Annotated in this window: 19 protein-coding genes; 3 read left to right on the top strand and 16 right to left on the bottom strand. The window is 52.4% G+C overall.

Annotated elements, in window-relative coordinates; all coding sequences use genetic code 11:
* Nucleotides 1-615: 615 nt before the first annotated feature.
* Nucleotides 616-3318: a magnesium-translocating P-type ATPase gene (mgtA, locus tag AC6I8E_RS14235; RefSeq protein WP_497824150.1), complete on the top strand. Its 2703-nt coding sequence runs from the start codon at nt 616-618 to the stop codon at nt 3316-3318.
* 10 nt (nt 3319-3328) lie between these two features.
* On the top strand, nt 3329-3415 hold the full coding sequence (gene mgtU / locus AC6I8E_RS14230) for a magnesium transporter protection protein MgtU (RefSeq protein WP_368656836.1): 87 nt from the start codon (nt 3329-3331) through the stop codon (nt 3413-3415).
* Nucleotides 3416-3471: 56 nt separating this feature from the next.
* On the opposite strand, the gene AC6I8E_RS14225 is transcribed toward mgtU, so the two are convergent.
* From AC6I8E_RS14225 to AC6I8E_RS14195, 7 genes are all read right to left on the bottom strand, one after another.
* Nucleotides 3472-4326, bottom strand: coding sequence for a PA4780 family RIO1-like protein kinase (locus AC6I8E_RS14225; RefSeq protein ID WP_497824149.1), 855 nt, complete (start codon nt 4324-4326; stop codon nt 3472-3474).
* 316 nt (nt 4327-4642) lie between these two features.
* Complete coding sequence (locus tag AC6I8E_RS14220) at nt 4643-5131, bottom strand: cold-shock protein (protein ID WP_013358783.1); 489 nt, start codon at nt 5129-5131, stop codon at nt 4643-4645.
* Between the two features lie 195 nt (nt 5132-5326).
* On the bottom strand, nt 5327-5572 hold the full coding sequence (locus tag AC6I8E_RS14215) for a YmjA family protein (RefSeq protein WP_033783932.1): 246 nt from the start codon (nt 5570-5572) through the stop codon (nt 5327-5329).
* 114 nt (nt 5573-5686) lie between these two features.
* Complete coding sequence (locus tag AC6I8E_RS14210; RefSeq protein ID WP_497824148.1) at nt 5687-6415, bottom strand: proteasome-type protease; 729 nt, start codon at nt 6413-6415, stop codon at nt 5687-5689.
* A 73-nt stretch (nt 6416-6488) separates the two neighbouring features.
* Nucleotides 6489-7271 (bottom strand): transglutaminase family protein, encoded by a 783-nt coding sequence (locus tag AC6I8E_RS14205; protein WP_195857742.1) that lies wholly within the window; start codon nt 7269-7271, stop codon nt 6489-6491.
* Nucleotides 7268-8194 carry an alpha-E domain-containing protein gene (locus AC6I8E_RS14200; RefSeq protein WP_013358779.1) on the bottom strand — a complete coding sequence of 309 codons (927 nt, stop codon included), beginning with the start codon at nt 8192-8194 and terminating at the stop codon, nt 7268-7270. Before AC6I8E_RS14200 ends, AC6I8E_RS14205 begins: the two co-directional genes overlap by 4 nt.
* Entirely contained in the window at nt 8188-9624 is a 1437-nt protein-coding gene (locus tag AC6I8E_RS14195) for a circularly permuted type 2 ATP-grasp protein (RefSeq protein WP_278497565.1), read from the bottom strand. The genes AC6I8E_RS14200 and AC6I8E_RS14195 overlap by 7 nt, the downstream gene beginning before the upstream one ends.
* A gap of 178 nt (nt 9625-9802) precedes the next feature.
* On the opposite strand from AC6I8E_RS14195, the gene AC6I8E_RS14190 reads away from it, so the two are divergent.
* A complete protein-coding gene (locus AC6I8E_RS14190; RefSeq protein WP_497824147.1) occupies nt 9803-9925 on the top strand; it encodes a hypothetical protein in 123 nt (40 codons plus the stop codon).
* 527 nt (nt 9926-10452) lie between these two features.
* Here AC6I8E_RS14190 and oxlT read toward each other — a convergent pair.
* The 9 genes from oxlT to AC6I8E_RS14145 form a co-directional block, all read right to left on the bottom strand.
* The gene (gene oxlT / locus AC6I8E_RS14185) at nt 10453-11727 is read right to left on the bottom strand and encodes an oxalate/formate MFS antiporter (protein ID WP_497824146.1); all 1275 of its coding nucleotides are present in this window, start codon (nt 11725-11727) and stop codon (nt 10453-10455) included.
* A 454-nt stretch (nt 11728-12181) separates the two neighbouring features.
* Entirely contained in the window at nt 12182-12478 is a 297-nt protein-coding gene (locus tag AC6I8E_RS14180; protein ID WP_095706782.1) for a contact-dependent growth inhibition system immunity protein, read from the bottom strand.
* A gap of 7 nt (nt 12479-12485) precedes the next feature.
* Complete coding sequence (locus AC6I8E_RS14175) at nt 12486-13307, bottom strand: RNase A-like domain-containing protein (protein ID WP_147789544.1); 822 nt, start codon at nt 13305-13307, stop codon at nt 12486-12488.
* A 486-nt stretch (nt 13308-13793) separates the two neighbouring features.
* Complete coding sequence (locus AC6I8E_RS14170; RefSeq protein ID WP_095706784.1) at nt 13794-14267, bottom strand: hypothetical protein; 474 nt, start codon at nt 14265-14267, stop codon at nt 13794-13796.
* A gap of 2 nt (nt 14268-14269) precedes the next feature.
* Nucleotides 14270-14992 (bottom strand): hypothetical protein, encoded by a 723-nt coding sequence (locus AC6I8E_RS14165; RefSeq protein WP_497824145.1) that lies wholly within the window; start codon nt 14990-14992, stop codon nt 14270-14272.
* Between the two features lie 489 nt (nt 14993-15481).
* Complete coding sequence (locus AC6I8E_RS14160; protein ID WP_497824144.1) at nt 15482-16669, bottom strand: Arm DNA-binding domain-containing protein; 1188 nt, start codon at nt 16667-16669, stop codon at nt 15482-15484.
* Complete coding sequence (locus tag AC6I8E_RS14155) at nt 16633-16836, bottom strand: excisionase (protein ID WP_497824143.1); 204 nt, start codon at nt 16834-16836, stop codon at nt 16633-16635. The genes AC6I8E_RS14160 and AC6I8E_RS14155 overlap by 37 nt, the downstream gene beginning before the upstream one ends.
* Before the next feature lie 231 nt (nt 16837-17067).
* On the bottom strand, nt 17068-17265 hold the full coding sequence (locus tag AC6I8E_RS14150) for a hypothetical protein (RefSeq protein ID WP_497824142.1): 198 nt from the start codon (nt 17263-17265) through the stop codon (nt 17068-17070).
* A 1-nt stretch (nt 17266) separates the two neighbouring features.
* A complete protein-coding gene (locus AC6I8E_RS14145) occupies nt 17267-17497 on the bottom strand; it encodes an ANR family transcriptional regulator (protein ID WP_497824141.1) in 231 nt (76 codons plus the stop codon).
* Nucleotides 17498-17593: the final 96 nt, after the last annotated feature.

Here is a 17593-nt window from a genome sequence, read left to right as displayed (position 1 = left end):
GCCGATGCGAAGAATAGTCGAATATAGGCTAACCATATGCCAAAAGGTTATAAGTATTAGGTTGTGGTTATAAGAAGATCGCCATGTTGTTACCGAAGCGGCAACCTGAGCAGAAACAAATCCTCAACGAAGCGGTTATTTATCCCTTAATCGCTTTACCCCAATATTCCTCTCTCTATAATAGCGGCAAATAACTTCAGGAGAATTCAGTTGGACAGTCACCCTAGATTAATTTTAATTCTGGCAAGCTGAATTTTCTCTGCTGCTTGCCAACCGGCGAGCAGCGATCCCCGCTTTAATTAACGATCGCGCTCCTTGTTTTTAATCCTGTTATGCACAGGAGTGCGCGTTATGCTGCTGTTTATATTAGCTCTTTTTCCTCCGCCCCGACTGGCGTAGCTCAGGCTGCGCCCGAACGCCGATATCAGACCTTTAAAACGCAGCGCTTAACAGGCGTTACGTCACCCTGCGCGCGTCATTATTTTTCACGCAGGCGGAATAACGTCATTATTCCCAAAGGTCACCTTATTAAATAACCCGGCCACGCCAGGTTTTATCCATGCACCTAATTTTACGTGCAGGACAACTATTGCTTTAAATCAGGGAGATGTCGAAATGAGCGACATGAAACTGGAACAGGTTGCGATCACCTCATCCGGCAACCGTAACGATAAAAAAAGTAAAAAAATATTTGCTGTCGCACAGCAGGCAGGCCAGCACGTTGAGATGACGCTGGCGAACCTGCGCAGTCAGCGTCAGGGTCTGACTCAGGCTGAAGCGGCGAAACGACTGGCTCTGTATGGCCGCAATGAAGTGGCACATGAGAAAGCACCACCGGCGCTGATTCAGCTGCTGATGGCGTTTAATAACCCGTTTATCTACGTCCTGCTGGTCCTGGCGCTGGTGAGCTTCTTTACCGACTATATATTACCGCTGCGCGCCGGTCAGGAGACCGATCTCTCCGGCATCATCATCATCTGCACTATGGTGATGCTGAGCGGGCTGCTGCGCTTCTGGCAGGAGTTTCGGACCAACCGTGCCGCGCAGGCGCTGCAGTCACTGGTTCGCAGCCAGGTCACCGTGCTGCGGCGGGAATCGGGCAGTGAAACCGCGCAGCGTCAGGATGTGGATATGAGTGAGCTGGTGCCGGGCGACATTATTCTGCTCAGCACCGGCGATCAGGTGCCTGCCGATGTGCGCCTGCTGAGCTCACGTAATCTGTTTATCAGTGAAGCGGTGCTGACTGGCGAGTCGCTGCCGGTTGAAAAACACAGCAGCGATGCGGGTATTGATGCTGAAGAGCAGACTGCCCAGGAGCTGCTGGCGTCACCGAACATCTGCCTGATGGGCACCAGCGTGGCCAGCGGCACAGCCAGCGCCGTCGTCGTTGCGATCGGAGGCGAAACCTGGTTTGGTTCACTGGCCTCATCGCTGACCGGAAGTCGTCCACAGACTGCGTTTGACCGTGGGGTGAACAGCGTCAGTAAACTGCTGATCCGCTTTATGCTGGTGATGGTTCCGGTGGTGCTGCTGATTAACGGCTTCACCAAAGGGGACTGGATGGATGCCACGCTGTTTGCTCTGGCGGTCGCGGTCGGGCTGACCCCGGAAATGCTGCCGATGATTGTCAGCGCTAATCTGGCCAAAGGCGCCATTGCGATGTCCCGGCGCAAAGTGATCGTCAAAAAGCTCAATGCCATTCAGAACCTTGGCGCGATGGATGTGCTCTGCACCGATAAAACCGGCACGCTGACCCAGGACACTATCCTGCTGGCGCATCATCTGGATGCGCAGGGCAGTGAAGATGAGCAGGTCCTGCTGCTGGCCTGGCTTAACAGTGGCAGCCAGAGTGGCGCAAAAAACCTGATGGATCGCGCCGTGCTCTGCGCAGGCGATAAAGTCATTTCACAGACTCAGCGCAGCCAGTATCAGCTGGTTGATGAGCTGCCGTTTGATTTTACCCGCCGTCGTGTGTCGGTGCTGGTGGAAGATCTGACTCAGCATCGCTCGCATCTGATCTGCAAAGGCGCAGTTGAAGAGATGTTGGCAGTCAGCGTTGCCGTGCGGCAGGGTGATGCGGTCGTTGCACTGGATGCGGCACAGCGTGCGGCGTTGCTGGCGCAGACCGAACGCTATCATCAGCAGGGTTATCGCGTGCTGCTGGTGGCAACCCGTGATGGCGAGCTGCACGCGCCGCTCAGCGACAGTGATGAGCGCGATCTGGTTATTCAGGGCATGCTGACCTTCCGCGATCCACCAAAAGCCAGTGCCGGTAAGGCGATTAAAGCCCTGCGCGACAGTGGTGTAACGGTGAAAGTGCTGACCGGTGACAATCCGCTGGTGACGCTGCGGGTCTGTGCCGATGTCGGGCTGACCGATCCGGCCATGCTGACCGGCGATCAGATTGAGGCGATGAACGATGATGAGCTGGCACTGGAAGCAGAGCGCTGCACCCTGTTTGCCCAGCTGACGCCATTGCAGAAATCACGTCTGGTACGGCTGATGCAGCAGAACGGTCACACCGTGGGATTCCTCGGCGATGGTATCAATGACGCGCCTGCACTGCGTGCGGCTGACACCGGTATTTCTGTGGACAGCGCGGCGGATGTGGCGAAAGCCTCATCGGACATCATCCTGCTGGAGAAAGATCTTCAGGTGCTGAATGAGGGGGTACTCAAAGGACGCGAGACCTTTGGCAACATCATCAAGTATCTCAACATGACCGCCAGCTCCAACTTCGGCAACGTGTTCTCGCTGCTGGTGGCCAGTGCCTTTATTCCGTTTCTGCCGATGCTGTCGATTCATCTGCTGATTCAGAACCTGATGTATGACGTCTCCCAGCTGGCGCTGCCGTGGGATAAGGTTGACCGTGAGTTTCTGAATAAGCCGCGTAAATGGGATGCCGGCAACATTAAACGCTTCATGCTTTGGATGGGTCCGACGTCATCAATTTTTGACGTGACCACCTTTGCGCTGATGTGGTTCGTTTTCAGCGCTAACCATGCAGGCGTGCAATCGCTGTTCCAGTCTGGCTGGTTTATCGAGGGACTGCTGTCACAGACGCTGGTGGTACATATGCTGCGTACCCGGAGGATTCCGTTTATCCAGAGTCGTGCCACCTTACCGGTGATGCTGACCACGCTGGCGGTAATGGCGCTGGGCATCCTGATTCCATTCTCTCCGCTGGGTGCGATGGTCGGTCTGGTGCCGCTGCCATGGCAATATTTCCCGTGGCTGGTGCTGACGCTGTTCAGCTACTGTCTGGTGGCGCAGGGCATGAAACGTTTCTATATCCGTCGGTTTGGTCAGTGGTTCTAGGGAGGCAAAGATGAAAAAAGGCAGGCTTGATACGGTATTTGTCGGCGTGATGATCATCGGCTTGACTCTGATTGCGCTGACGGTCATCGTTAGATGAAAGGATTGTGATAGTGCGATAGTACAGAGGCAGCGAGGTAACTCGCTGCCTTTTTTCTAATCTTCGTCGCGCTCACGGCTGGCGCGCTGGCGCTCGTAGTATTCATCTTCTGCGGTGATGATCTCATCCATCAGCGAATCCATATCCACCACGCGCTCCTCTTCAACAAACTGTCCGGTCAGCGGTGTTTCCGGGGTCAGCTTGCCATCTTCATAAAACTGCCAGATCTCTTTGGCATAGCGCGTCTTCAGCAGCGCCGGAGCGAACTGACCGTAGTAGGAGGTAATGTTGTCTACGTCACGTTCGAACATCGACTCAGCATGGTTATTGGCTGCCGCATCGACCGCCTGTGGCAGGTCAATAATCACCGGGCCCTGATCGTCCAGCAGCACGTTGAACTCGGATAAGTCACCATGGACGATACCGGCACAGAGCATACGCACGATGTTGCGAATCATGGTGTGGAAGTCGGTAATCGCCTCCTCTTCGGAGAGCGTGACGTCGCTGAGGCGCGGCGCGACAGAGCCATTGGCGTCGGTCACCAGCTCCATCAGTAACACGCCGTCAATGCAGAGATAAGGCTGGGGCACGCGAACACCGGCATTAGCCAGGCGGAACAGGGCGTCTACTTCGGCAGTCTGCCAGGACTCCTCCTGCTGCTTACGGCCAAACTTCGTGCCTTTCTGCATGGCGCGGGCGTTACGGCTGTTGCGGGTTTTACGTCCTTCCTGATACTGCACCGCCTGCTTGAAGCTACGCTGGGTCGCTTCTTTATAAACTTTGGCGCACTGCACTTTACCGCCGCAAAGCACGGTATAGACGTCTGCTTCTTTGCCGCTTTTCAGCCGCTGCAGCACATCGTCAATGAGGCCGTCATCGACCAGGGGCTGGATTCTGTTTGGGATTTTCATGCGGCTTTATACCTTATTTCACCCGCTTTTCGTATCACTTTGCGATGATGGAAAACATTGGCAATGACTGAACAAAGTATCTGATTCTACCCTGGAAAGATGCGTTGTGGGGATGAACCTTGATGCGTTGCGCTTTTGACCTTTGTTTTATCATAAACAACGGATTAGGCGGGAGAGCAGGGCGGTTTTATCTGCCAGAGATTCGCTTTTTCACGGCACCGGGCAGCATCATGTCAGAGAGATGTGCCTGAATGGCAGGCGGATGCGGGCATAAAGGCCGAAATCCTGCTCACAGAATCCCGGCCTGCCTGCGGGATTACTTCAGACCTTTAAGCACTTTAACCGTGCTTTCGATGTCGATCTCATCTTCGGAGAAGATCAGCGTCGTTCCCTGGAAAGTGGTCACCGCCAGCTTTTTCAGCGAGCGCATCTCACTGGCGTTCGGGTCAGACTTCGGACGGATATTATTCAGCAACAGGCCCACTGAAAGCACCGCGTTCTCTTTATCGACACCAGCATCAACCGGGACGTCTTCGTTGTAAACCAGGTAAGACTTAATCGAAGTGATCTTCAGCCGCTCACCTGCGATATAGATGTATTTGCTGGTCGGCGCGACCTTCACCGCATAGGCGGATAAGCCTTTGTTGTTGGTGGTGGGTTCAAATGTCACCGCCGCATCTTTCTTAATCAGATCAGGATTGGCGACTTTAATCACATGAAAATAGCGGTTATCACCGTTTTCATCTTTGATAAAGCCAAAACCTTTATCTTCAAACCAGGTTGTGATTGTTCCGTTCATCGCCATTTTTTGCCTGCTTAATCTACTCAGTTTTTTACAGCGCGCAGTGTAAAACACAATGCCTGCGCAGACTATATAAGTCTGGATGATAATTTACGGGCGGGCAAGAGGCTGGGGCGGATGCCCGACGCGGAGGTGAATGCGGTAGTCAGAAAGGTTAACCGGCCGACGGCGCAACGCTCGTCTGCCGGTGCGTATCTCTTACTCGTTGCCCCAGCGGTTCAGGAACTCAGCGATATCATCAATACGCTGCTCATCGATACCCGCTTCGCGCGCCATATCCTGCTGCGACTCTTCACTGATCTCTTCGTTATTCATCAGACGGGTGATCAGCAGCTGGAAGTAATGCGCCAGCGGAGTACGCTCTGCTTCGCTGACCGGCTTAGCCGCCTCCGTCGCGTACTCATCTGCGACATCATAATATTTGAGAGAAATTTCGTTATTCATAAGGGGATCCGCAGAGTTGAGAATTAGTAGCGACCGGATTCTGACCCGGCTTGTGGAGGTATTATTTCGTGTTTAGGTTGGGGCTGTAAAGGAGAACAGGATGCCCGATTCTGACTAGAGAACCAGCGGCGGAAGCTGTCTGAAGGTGTTGACTAAGCCTTCTCCCCAGCCTTTACGGATAGTACTGAAGTACGGATGGTCTTCGTTAATGCGGTATTGCCGGGCATCGCTGTAGCTGTCACAAGGGTAGATCATCACGTCGAGCGGCAGGCCGACGGACAGATTACTGCGCAGGGTCGAATCCAGTGAAATCAGCGCGCATTGCATCGCCTGATCCAGAGACATGTCGTAGTGCAACACCCGGTCAATAATCGGTTTGCCGTACTTGCTTTCACCAATCTGGAAATAGGGCGTATCACGGGTTGCTTCGATGAAATTACCCTGAGGATAAATATGGAACAGGCCAATATCATCCCCGTTGATTTGCCCGCCGAGCAGCAGGTTGCAACTGAAGTCTGTCGTGCTGCCATTCTGTTGCGCCTCACTGTCACGCTGGATCACCTCACGAACCGTTTCGCCTATCAGCGACGCGGCCTCATAGAGGCTGGAGACATTCAGCAGATTGGGACAATCGGCATTCCTGCTGCGGTGTCGCAGCAAGCTGATGATACTTTGCGTGGTCGCCAGATTACCGGCAGTCTGAAGCACCAGCGTACGATCGCCGTCCTGATGAAACACGTGCAGTTTACGGAAGGTGGAAATATGATCCACGCCAGCATTAGTCCGTGAATCGGATGCAAAGACCAGCCCGGATGACAGGCGCATGGCCACACAATAGGTCATACCATACTTCCTTCAAAAAAAGATTTGCACGCCATCAGCGTGCATGAAGTTTTCACCATCAGCAAGTCGCGATTTACATCATTTGTACGGCAGCAATCGCGCACATATCTTCGTATCCACCGCCAATCCGTAAACCGCGCACCGGACAGGCATCCAGGTAATCAATGCCGACGGCAAGCTTAAGATGTTGATCAGGCATGCGAGTATTGTTGGTGACGTCAAAGCAGTGCCAGCGATCTTCCACCCAGACTTCGGCCCAGGCATGGGTCGCGACATGGGTAGAATCTTTGCTGTGCAGGTAACCGCTGACGTAGCGGGCCGGTATATTCAGGCTACGACAGCAGCTCAGAAAGACATGCGTATGATCCTGGCAGACGCCGGTACTGGCGGCGAAAGCCTCCGCGGCACTGTCGGTCACAAGGGTAGAACCTGGGGTGTAAGGCATCCTGAGCAGCAGGTCTCCCATCAGGTTTTCCAGGGCGGCCAGTATCGCCTGAGGCTGATGATAACGCAGGGCAAACGCCTGAATCGCCGCATCGGGCTGGGTCAGCGGACTGTGGCGCAGGAAAACCAGCGGCGATAGATGTCCCTGAGCCTGATCTTCAATGCCGTGTTCAATCTCTACCACGCCATGTGCCTGAATGGTGATGGACTCATGCGGTTCATCGAGTGTCAGCACATGCATGATGTTGCCGAAGGCATCCGTGGTGCAGACCGCCTTCTCCGGCAAGGTCAGTTGCCAGGAAAGTATGCGTTGATGAGGCGATTCCTGAGGCGTCAGACGCAGGTACTGAATACTCCGTTGCACTGCCTGGTCGTAGCGATAGTGCGTGTTGTGCTCAATGCTAAGTTTCATTGCGCCTCCAGATACGTGTGATGAATACTTTCGGCGATCTCGTTGACCTGGGCGAGAAAGGCTTCCAGCCAGTTGTTCAGCCCGATTCTGTTCAGGTCTTTCATGGAACTGAAGCGCAGCTCGGCGTGCAGGATGTGCGCCAGGCGGCGTGGCGGATTTGCACGGCCCCCAATCAGCTCCAGTTGCTGAACCATATCGTTGATACACGCCAGCAACGAACGCGGCAGCTCGTTGCGCAGGATCATCAGTTCGGCGATAGTCTCCCGGCTCAGGGGCTGCTTATAAATACTATGGTAGGCTTCGCGCGCACTTACTGCCTGCAGCAGTGTGTCCATGCGGTAATATTCGCGCACCGGATCGTCATCAATGTCCATCAGTCGGTTTTTCACCTCCAGCAGACGGGCGGTGCCATCAGCCCGTTCCAGCAGCGTCCCAAGACGGATAAAGTGCATCGCATCGCTGCGGAGCAGGGTACCGAACATGGCACCGCGGAACAGATGAGAGCGCTCTTTCACCCAGTCAAAGAAGGCGTCGGCACCGTCTGAGCCGATGCCCTGACGGCGTATCGATTTCATCCCGATCCAGGTGGCATTGATACACTCCCATACTTCGGATGACAGACTGCCACGCACCGCATGCGCATTGTTCCAGCCCATCTGCAGGCAACTGAAGATGCTGCTGTGATTCCGGTTATCCAGGGCGAAAAAACTGACCAGATTGGGCATTGTCAGTGTCGGGTAGGTCTCAGCATACAGCCCGCTGGTGCTGGTCAGATTGAGCGGTACCAGCAGATCATGCGTACCCCCGTTACGGATTGGCATCATCGACAGCTTGTTGGTGACGTCCAGCACCCGGGCGATATTTTCTGCCCGCTCCAGATAGCGGGCCATCCAATAGAGTTCACTGGCTGTCCGGCTCAGCATAGATCATCCTCCAGTACCCAGGTGTCCTTGGTTCCGCCGCCCTGAGATGAATTGACGACCAGCGATCCTTCCGTCAACGCGACGCGGGTAAGCCCGCCAGGCACCAGCCGGATCTCCGCGCCACTGAGCGCAAAGGGCCGGAGATCGATATGACGTGGTGCCAGGCCGTCGTTGACAAACGTGGGACAGGTGGACAATGCCAGCGTGTTTTGCGCGATGTAATTCTGCGGACGCGCCAGCAACAGGTCACGGAAGTGGGCGAGCTCAGCTTTGCTCGCGGCGGGGCCAATCAACATGCCGTAACCGCCAGCGCCGTGAACTTCTTTCACCACCATTTTTTCGAGGTTTGCCAGCACATACGACAGCTCATTTTTATGCCTGCACTGCCAGGTTGGGACGTTGTTGAGGATCGGTTTTTCCTGCAGATAAAAGCGCACCATATCCGGTACGTAGGGGTAGATAGATTTGTCATCAGCCACACCCGTGCCGATGGCATTTGCCAGGACAACATTGCCAGCCCGATAAACTGACAGCAGTCCTGGTACGCCGAGCATGGAGTCCGGGCGGAATGCCAGCGGATCGAGGAAGGCGTCGTCAACCCGACGATAGATCACATGTACTCTGCATGGCCCGGCCGTCGTGCGCATGAACAGCATGCCATCCTTCACGAACAGATCGGCGCTTTCAACCAGTTCCACGCCCATTTGCTGAGCCAGGAAGCTGTGTTCGAAGTAAGCGCTGTTAAAGCGGCCTGGAGTCAATACTACCACGGTGGGATCGTTGACGGGTGAGCTTTCGCGCAGCGTTTGCAGCAGATGCGATGGGTAGCGTTCTACGGGCGCAATGCGTTGCTGTGCAAACAGTTCCGGATAGAGCCGCATCATCATCTTACGGTTCTCCAGCATATAGGAGACGCCGGAGGGGGTACGCAGGTTATCTTCCAGGACGTAATATTCGCCATCACTGTTGCGCACCATATCCACGCCGATAATGTGTGCGTAGATGTTACGGTGGAGATCAACACCCTGCATACAGGGCTGATACTGTTCGTTAGCCAGAACCTGTTCTGCCGGAATGACGCCCGCTTTCAGAATATGTTGTTCATGGTAGATATCGTAGAGAAAGGCATTGAGCGCCTGCACACGCTGACGAATGCCGGCATCGAGCATGGCCCACTCGGCGGCCGGGATAATACGTGGCACGCTGTCGAACGGGATCAACCGTTCAGCGCCATTATCGTCATCGTAGACATTGAAGGTAATCCCTACCCGGTGAAACAGGAGGGCGGCTTCTTCCCGCTTGCGCTGTACCGCCTGGTGATCGGCCTGCTGCAGCCATTGCCAGTAGGCGGCGTAGTGGTCACGGTGTTCACCTTCAGCCAGAAGCATCTCATCAAAAAAGGGTGAAGCGGAGAGATTGATATTCAGCATCGTCACCTCGCAGACGTTAAAGGCTGTCACTCTATCCAAGCATAAAGTGTGCCAGCCTCAGAAGAAGCGGAACGGTGCAACGCCGTGATAGTGCAAGGGTTAAAGCACTTTTTTGGTGCAGGCGCAGAGCAGCAATGTCTTAATATGGCGCTTAGTCTTTCGTGGTGAAAAAACGGTCATGGTTAAGGCGTCTTTAGCCCATGAATGCTGTCGCTCAGACGGTAACGGTAAAATGGGGGATTTTATCGAGCTGCCGGGTGTGCTCGGGCTGGTGAATCTGGAAAAAGTTATCGCCGCGTAGCCGGATGTCTATCTGGTCAGCGGCGCCAGGACGCCGAAAGCGGGCGATCCGCTACCCGCCGGTTAAGTGCTGGGCGCGCAGACTACTGCAGAACAGGCGAGTGCCAGCCTGAAGCCGCACTGGCGCGTAAAGGCATCAGCACGCTGAAAGCGGTTGAAGCCGGTCGCAGTTTTGGCATCTGGTACCATTTCCCCTGTAACGTGCTGGCCGTGCAGTTCTTCGCCAGGATGTTTTATCTGCAGAAGTTTGCCGATCCCGATGCGTAGCAAACACAAAAAAACTATAAACCGTTCCTTGCCGTCGAACCGACCGGCACTTACTGGACAAAATAAAAGGGACTTTGCCCCGACTGCCGGGGCGTTTTAATTCACGGAGAGAAGAGAATGAAGATCAGCGGATGGTCACTGTCTCCGCTATCGAACAGAGTCTTAACGATGCGCCCGGAGTTCTGACAGGCGAAGTATTTTCAATGGCAATACACGCAGTCGGGGGACGCTGTTTTAAGCGCTTTATTCACTACCTGATAATCAGCGTGAAAGAGTATCTTGCGCCTGCATAAATCGCGCACGCCAGGGCTTGAGAACCCACAACGCCAGACCAGCGGTGATGAAGTCGAAGGTAATCGCGCAGCCAGAGACCAGGTGCCAGTTATGGGTGTGCTGATACATCAGCGCCGCCAGCGGACCACCAAAAATTGCGCCGATACCCTGCGAGATATAGAGCCAGCCATAGTTCGCTGAAGCATTTTCACTGCCAAAGGTGTCAGTCAGTGTGGAGGGGAACAGTGAGAAGATTTCGCCCCAGCCAAAGAACACAACGCCTGAAAGCAGTACGAAGAGCAACGGATCTTCGCGGCAGGCAAGCCACAGCGTCATCGCTACACCTTCCAGCGCGAAGGCAATAAACATGGTATTTTCGCGGCCGTAGCGGTCAGAAATAAAACCAAATAGGGGACGCGTTAATCCGTTAGTGAAACGATCAATGGTCAGCGCAAGCGGAAGGGCGGCCATACCGAAAATTACCGCCTTGCTGATGCCGAAGTCTTCGGCAAAAATCGCCATCTGCGAAGTCACCATCAGCCCTGAAGTCGACATCATGGTCATCATCATGAACATCAGCCAGAACAACGGCTGGCGCAGCATTTCCCCGGATTTAAACTGGCGCTGGCCCAGCACGGGAGACGGTGTTTTGCTGACCGGTATCATCCTGCTGGTTTCAGGCAGTCTCAGGTTCTGGCTGGCGAGAAGACCCGCAGCGGCGAAGATGAGTCCAAATGTCGTCATCGTCTGTTCCAGCCCGTAGCTATTAAGAGAAATAGAAATCGGGAAGGTGGTGAAAATGGCCCCCATGCCGTAGCCCGCCGCCACGGTTCCGGCGGCAAAGCCGCGCTGCTGTGGAAACCACTTCATCACCAGCCCCACCACGCCGATGTAAACAATACCCGTCCCCAGTCCGCCAAGGCAGCCATAGGCCAGATACAGTGAGGTCAGGCTGTTGACCCGGGCAGCGATCACCCAGCTGAAACCCGCCATCAGTGTACCGATGGAGATCAGCAGACGTGGTCCAAAGCGCTCGACCAGCCGACCCTGAAAAGGTGAGAAAAAGGTCTGCAGAATAATCAGCAGCGAGAATGTGACCTGAAGTTCCGCCAGCCCGACGCCGAGTTTAGCAATCATCGGTTTGGTCAACAGCGTCCAGACATATTGCGGGCTGGAAATGGCTGCCATGCAAAGTAATCCAAGCAGAAGCTGTACCCACTTGCTATGTTTCGCTATTACTACCGGTTCACTTATCGAGGTCATTGTCTGTCTCCATAATTACGCTTTGCTCTGCTTAACCACTTTTTTGTCGTCGCACCTATTCAAACCATTGCCTTCAAATGCTCCTTCTCCGAAACCATCCCGATACGCGGATATGTACGTAAAGCGATAAAGCAGGATGTGTGCCAATTTAAAAAAATGATTAAATTCAATTAGTAATGGAATTACGGGCGGAATAAATGTGATGAGGTGTAAAAAATGAGTGCGCTGAGATGGTGCGTAGGAGATGGTTGATTGCCAGTCAGAAAGGCCATCGGGTACATTCTGATATTCGAGGTGATGCAGCGAAAGGCGTTATTGGAAAAAGATGACCAGGCGTTTGAAATGTTCGAATTGAGGACACAAAAAAGCCCGCAAAGCTTTCACCTTGCGGGCTCTCAGGACTTCGATGATGGTTCTGGTAACCATCAACCAGGAAAATATCCTCTCGGAAACCTCATTTCTCTGACGAGACCTGACGTACTGTCATCAGGAATTCATGAGCAGTGGTTTCCCAAAGTTCAGGCGAAAAATCAAACCCGTATCGTTTCCTGAACTCCTCTTCGACACCGTCACCATAGGCGGAGATAAAATCATCAACTTCTTCGGCGAGATCTTTGAGCATCCAGTCTGGTACTGACTTTTTGAATAGCCGTACTATGCCTTCGACCGTATCCTCGCCATCATTGATGATGTCCGCGTCCTGGTTGAAATAACCGAAAATAAGTTGGTCAAGGAAGTGGAATTTTTGCATTTTGTACCTATAGATCCGGGAATGCTGTGAGAATGTAATAGGGTTTGCCGTTATATTGCTGAAACTCGATAACAATTCTCACATTTGTCATGACTATTCGCTGGTTACTCCCGCGCCGGAAACCGTAGCCAATTGCTTTGCCAGATGCATTTCGAATAGTTAACCTGGCTCCCTGTCTGCCTCCGCCAAGGACCGATTTTATAACGTCCCGATTAGCAAAAATCGCTTTCGATATGGCTTCTTCGGCTATCTGCACGTTGGTAAAGGTAGTGGAATACTGCAAACGCTTATTGGCTTCAAAGCGGGATAATAGTTCTGCATCGCTTTTGCCAACATGTGTGGAAAGCGTATGCCCGCCGGGTTTCAACCCTGTTACTGACTCATGCTCAGTAAGTTTAATACGGCCAGCTCTTACTGCTGCTACACGACTTGCGCCGATGCCAAGTGCAAATCCTAGTGGAACAGCGATATCGACAGTCAGGCCGATTTTCATCGCCGTATCTTCATCTGCTCCAAAGGATTTAGCAATTGCTGTTGCTGCCTCGTATGTTGCTGTGCGAGTGTCTCTACCCACAATGAGCTGATTTGCAGCTGCGTGAATGCTATCGAGACTATGTGCGCCGACAACTACACATCCTGCTTTTGTTAATCCGGTAGGTTCAGGTGCGATACACAGAGCGGTGGCGCCTGCAAGCTCAAGTGAACCCATGACAAGCCCTAGCCCTCCGAGAAGGCGGTTACTCATCGTTTCCGCCTCTGTCACTGTCTTATCAGAGAGTGCGGCAGCAAGCTGAACAGGGGACATCGCGATCTTTATGCCATCATCCATAATGTGACCTTATGTGTTTAAAAGGCAAACAGCATAATTGTATGCTTTTTTCAGGTGCAGCCAACCATTTCAGTGCCATAAATTAAGTTAGTGAAAGCTATTCATTTCTCACAGGTGGTTGAAAGGAGCTGGCGCTGGATAAACAGGAGAAAATGCTGAAATGATGTGGCAGCGGCAAAAAGTAAATTGGATCACACGGTGCGGCGTTTACCGAACTTGCAGATCCTAATTGGCAGTCAGCCCTGCGAAAAGTGAGCCCGTAGCTGCTATGTTTCATTAACTTGCGTATATGTCGTGAAAAGCTTTCTCCGACGTTTGACAGTGTTGTCCTTAACCGGGTTAAGTACGTAGTGAGATTAACTGGCTAAGCAATAATGCCGGCAGCATTCGCACATTTAACTAATATTCCTAAGCTTACATCTATGCCGTTTTGTTCGCTGCCTTATCGCCTGATCAACTAATAGGGAAAAGGGTCTTCAGGTTGCCCTATCGACTACCATCTGCTTTGGCTGGTGCAGGGTTAGCATTGATATCAATGTATTTTCTCAATCCCATTGTGCGGCTTACTCCGGGAGGATCGGAAAAGGGGAGTTTAAACGTTGGAGATGCTGATACTTTTACTGTCCACGTGGTATCACCGATGAAGCGGAAGCTCGCAGAATGAGGTGAAACTTTCAAAGCCTCGAAATGACCTGAAGTATAGATACCCCCAATAGTCAGTTTCTCTAAAATTCCCTGAGAGAGATCTAACAGCAGGAGCGTCAGCATTTCTTCAAAAAGAACGTCATCTGTTATGAATAAAAGATAGCGGCGCTCATCAATTATTATCGCACCCTCAAGCACTTTTCCAGGGATGATAATTCCCGTTGAGATGCCGTCAATCAAAACTTCGGAACGAGCCTGGGCGGTATCTGTTGCCTCATTAACTTCCGACAGCGATAGTGTAGTGACTTCTTCCATTTCTATTTCCACCAGTTGCCCATTTCCCACGCCGCTAAAGCACCGCCGACAAATCCGCCTAATAGCACGCATACGGGTGCGCCAGGTCCACACATTAAACCAGCAACGGCACCGCCAGCCCAACCGCCCGCAATCCCAGCTCCGTTAATAGCAACCTGCCTGCCGGTTTCTGAGGCTTTGTTGTCTGACGTGTATATTTCATACACAGATACCCCGATAGAAAGAACTATCAAGCCTTTAGCTGCACGGGATAATTTCATCATTCTCAGGTTGACCTGAGGATTTGATTTACCCGCTGACTCTATAATTGCGGCATAAACCTGATTTTTTTGCGTTTCAGTTAAGCTGTAAAAATTAGCCTTTGGCCCGAACATAGCGGCAGTTTTTTTGGCGACTAATTCATTAAGCGTTACGCCTGAAGTCTTGATCCTTTCTGCCATTGCCCTGCCAAGTGGCGTACTCCGGGTGCGCACCATATCCATTATCAGATTTCTGGTTTCCTGTGCCTCCATTGCATCTTTATCCCAGCTGATAATGCCACTATTCGCTTTTGCTCTGAGATCCTCGGCCATTTCTTTAATGCGCTTAGAATACTCAAGACGCAGTCGGGGATCGACAGAGAGCCTTGCCGCTGCCGCAGAAACATCGCCTTGTAGTGCGTTTACTGCGCTTTCAAATTTCGCTTTTCCTTCTGAATCCAGCGCACTAAGTAAAGTCGTATCCATGTTCAGTCCCTGCTAGATGAGCAACTCCACGAATATAGCAAATGTGCTAATGAAATTGAAAATAGCCTCGTTATGCTATCCGCCGACTTTTCATGCTGAGCGGATTCTTGAGACTGCTGGCCTCCATTCAGGCAGTCTGTAGTAGTAGAGGTAATGCCTGGCCTGACACGGACTGATACTGACATTCCCCCTCTAGAGTTCATTGGCTCCGACATGTGCAGGATCACCCTGCGGCGAGATATGTTGCCTGTTATGGCATTGATGCGGGCACAGTCACCGCTACACAATTGCCGGGTTGGTTTGAATCATTTCAGCTGATTACAGACACAAAAAAGCCCGCAAGGTTTTCACCTTACGGGCTCTCAGGACTTCGATGAGGGTTCTGGTAACCTTCAACCAAGAATTTGGCTGGCGGGAGTTGAACACGGCTGGACGCTTCGTAAGACAATGAATTGAAAGTTGATTTTTTTGAAAAAGATACGCGGCTGTTCATGCGGCTCCTTTTGACGGTTTTTCAACGAGTCTGAGGGCCCTTTTGTCGGTATGACCGTCATACTCTTCCAGATAAGCGCCATAATGGCGGAACAGCATTTCCGGGCCTTTATGTCCCATCTGAGAAGCCAGCCAGAACAGGTTAGCGCCCTGACTGATGTGACGGGTCGCAAACGTGTGTCGGGTCTGGTAGGGATTACGGTAACGTATGCCCGCCTTTTTTATGGTCGGCACCCAGGCTTTCTTGCGAATGGCATCAGCACCCGCCCAGGGCTGGCCCGTTTTCGGATCTTCAAAAACACAGGCTCCTTTCTCATAGGTGAACGGTTTCTGCTGGTTCAGCGCAACCAGTGCATCATCGTTCAGATCGACCTTCCGTTTACCGGCGCGTGTTTTGGTCGACTTGATGATGCCGACCACACTGGCGTTATGAACGCTCGCTTTCCGTTTAACGAAGTCAATATCCTTCCATGACAGTGCACACAGTTCAGAACTTCGCAGGCCTGTATTGATGGCAAACCTGAAAAGATTTTCCCATTGCCGATTACCGGCAGCCCGAAGCAGGGCGATGACTTCCTCCGGTGAGAGCAGATCAACCACGTAGTTGCTCTCTTCCGACCGCTGGCTGCGGTAACGGGATGCTTTCACCAGCGAGACCGGATTGACCGGAATAATCCCGTCAATCACTGCCTCATCCAGAGCTGAGCGCAGAAAAGAGAGCTGATTTCTGATGGTCTTCAGCACTGTCGTCTGTTTTTTAATCCAGTGTTTTAACAGTGCCGGTGTCACATCTTCAGCACGCACCTCGTGTAAATCCCGTAGCGCTTCCATGCACTTTTTATAGCCCCGTATAGTGGAGGGCGAGAGATTGCGGGTCTGGCAGATGGCCAGATATTCCGTGAGGTAATGTCTGACCTGTCCGCCATTGCTCGTTTTGCCGAATATCTTCAGCCTTGAAGACTTAGGAAAATAGTCGGCATAATTAAACGCTCCCCGCGCGATATGGTTGTAAACTTCACCCAGTAACCTCTCTGCGTATTTAATGTTTTTGGGATTTACCGCGAGATGTGACAGCGGCTCTCTGCACTTCACACCTTTATAGGTAAAGGTAATGTTTATTGTGGTTCCATTGCGATGCTGGCGAAGGGTTACTCCGCGCGGCAGTCTGACGTCTGTCGTGCCCATTTACTGACCTCATTTAAATCAATCCAGCGTTCCTTGGCTCCATTCACTTTCAGTACCTGAATACCCTCCCGCCAGAACCCCCTCTGAACGCGTTTGGTTATCGCGTCAGGAGTTTCACCGGTCTCTTTGCAATAAACTGATATGGGTACACATTGCAGATTCAGCATATTTACCTCTGTTAATGAAACTGTCCCTGAGTCGCGACATACAAAATGACACCCGGCACAAGCCGGGCATCGGCATTAGCGACTGGCCAGAGCGAGCAGTACCGATAAGGATGCTGCTACACAAAGCACGCCCGTCATCAGTCCGGCCCCGACAGTCACCGAAACCATAAAGATGTATCCGAACTGACGTACGGATTGAAGCAGACCTGAAGGCGATGTTTTCATCATGAATTACCTTTGATACGCAGATTTTTTCCCATCCAGGGAAGGTGAGTCGGCGCTGGCTTTCAGCGCCATGTGAATGATGGTAAACATCATGGCCAGATGAATCAGCACGCCCAGAACAATCAGTGATACCAGCAGCGTAATAGCTAACACGCTACAATCCTCACCATAAAGGTGTGCTAAATAGATGTCGTTCAGGTTCATTTCATTCCTCCTCATCTCGTGTAATGACTCCCCACTCGCGCCTGAGTGCGTTATCACAAAGTGCACTTCTGTCTTCAGCCCATAGCCTGTTACTGTCACGTCGTGCCAGGCCAGCCGCCGCTTTCCAGGCAGATGCCGCAAATTCGTACGCGCCGGAAGTTTCAGCTTCAGCCGCGATAGCGGCCAGCCGCATGTAGGGCGTATGTTTCTGCAGGGCAATGGCTTTATTCATGATTTACCCTCCTGCAGTAAAATTTCGAATGCCCGATCAAATCCCACCTGTAACTGGGGGAGTGGTGGCTGAGGGGGTAATGCGGGTGGGGGGGAG

The sequence above is a fragment of the Pantoea sp. X-Soil-YNGN-785 genome (assembly GCF_059730585.1).
The sequence above is the reverse complement of the archived record's forward strand: the minus strand, read 5'-3'. Positions and strand labels throughout refer to the sequence as shown.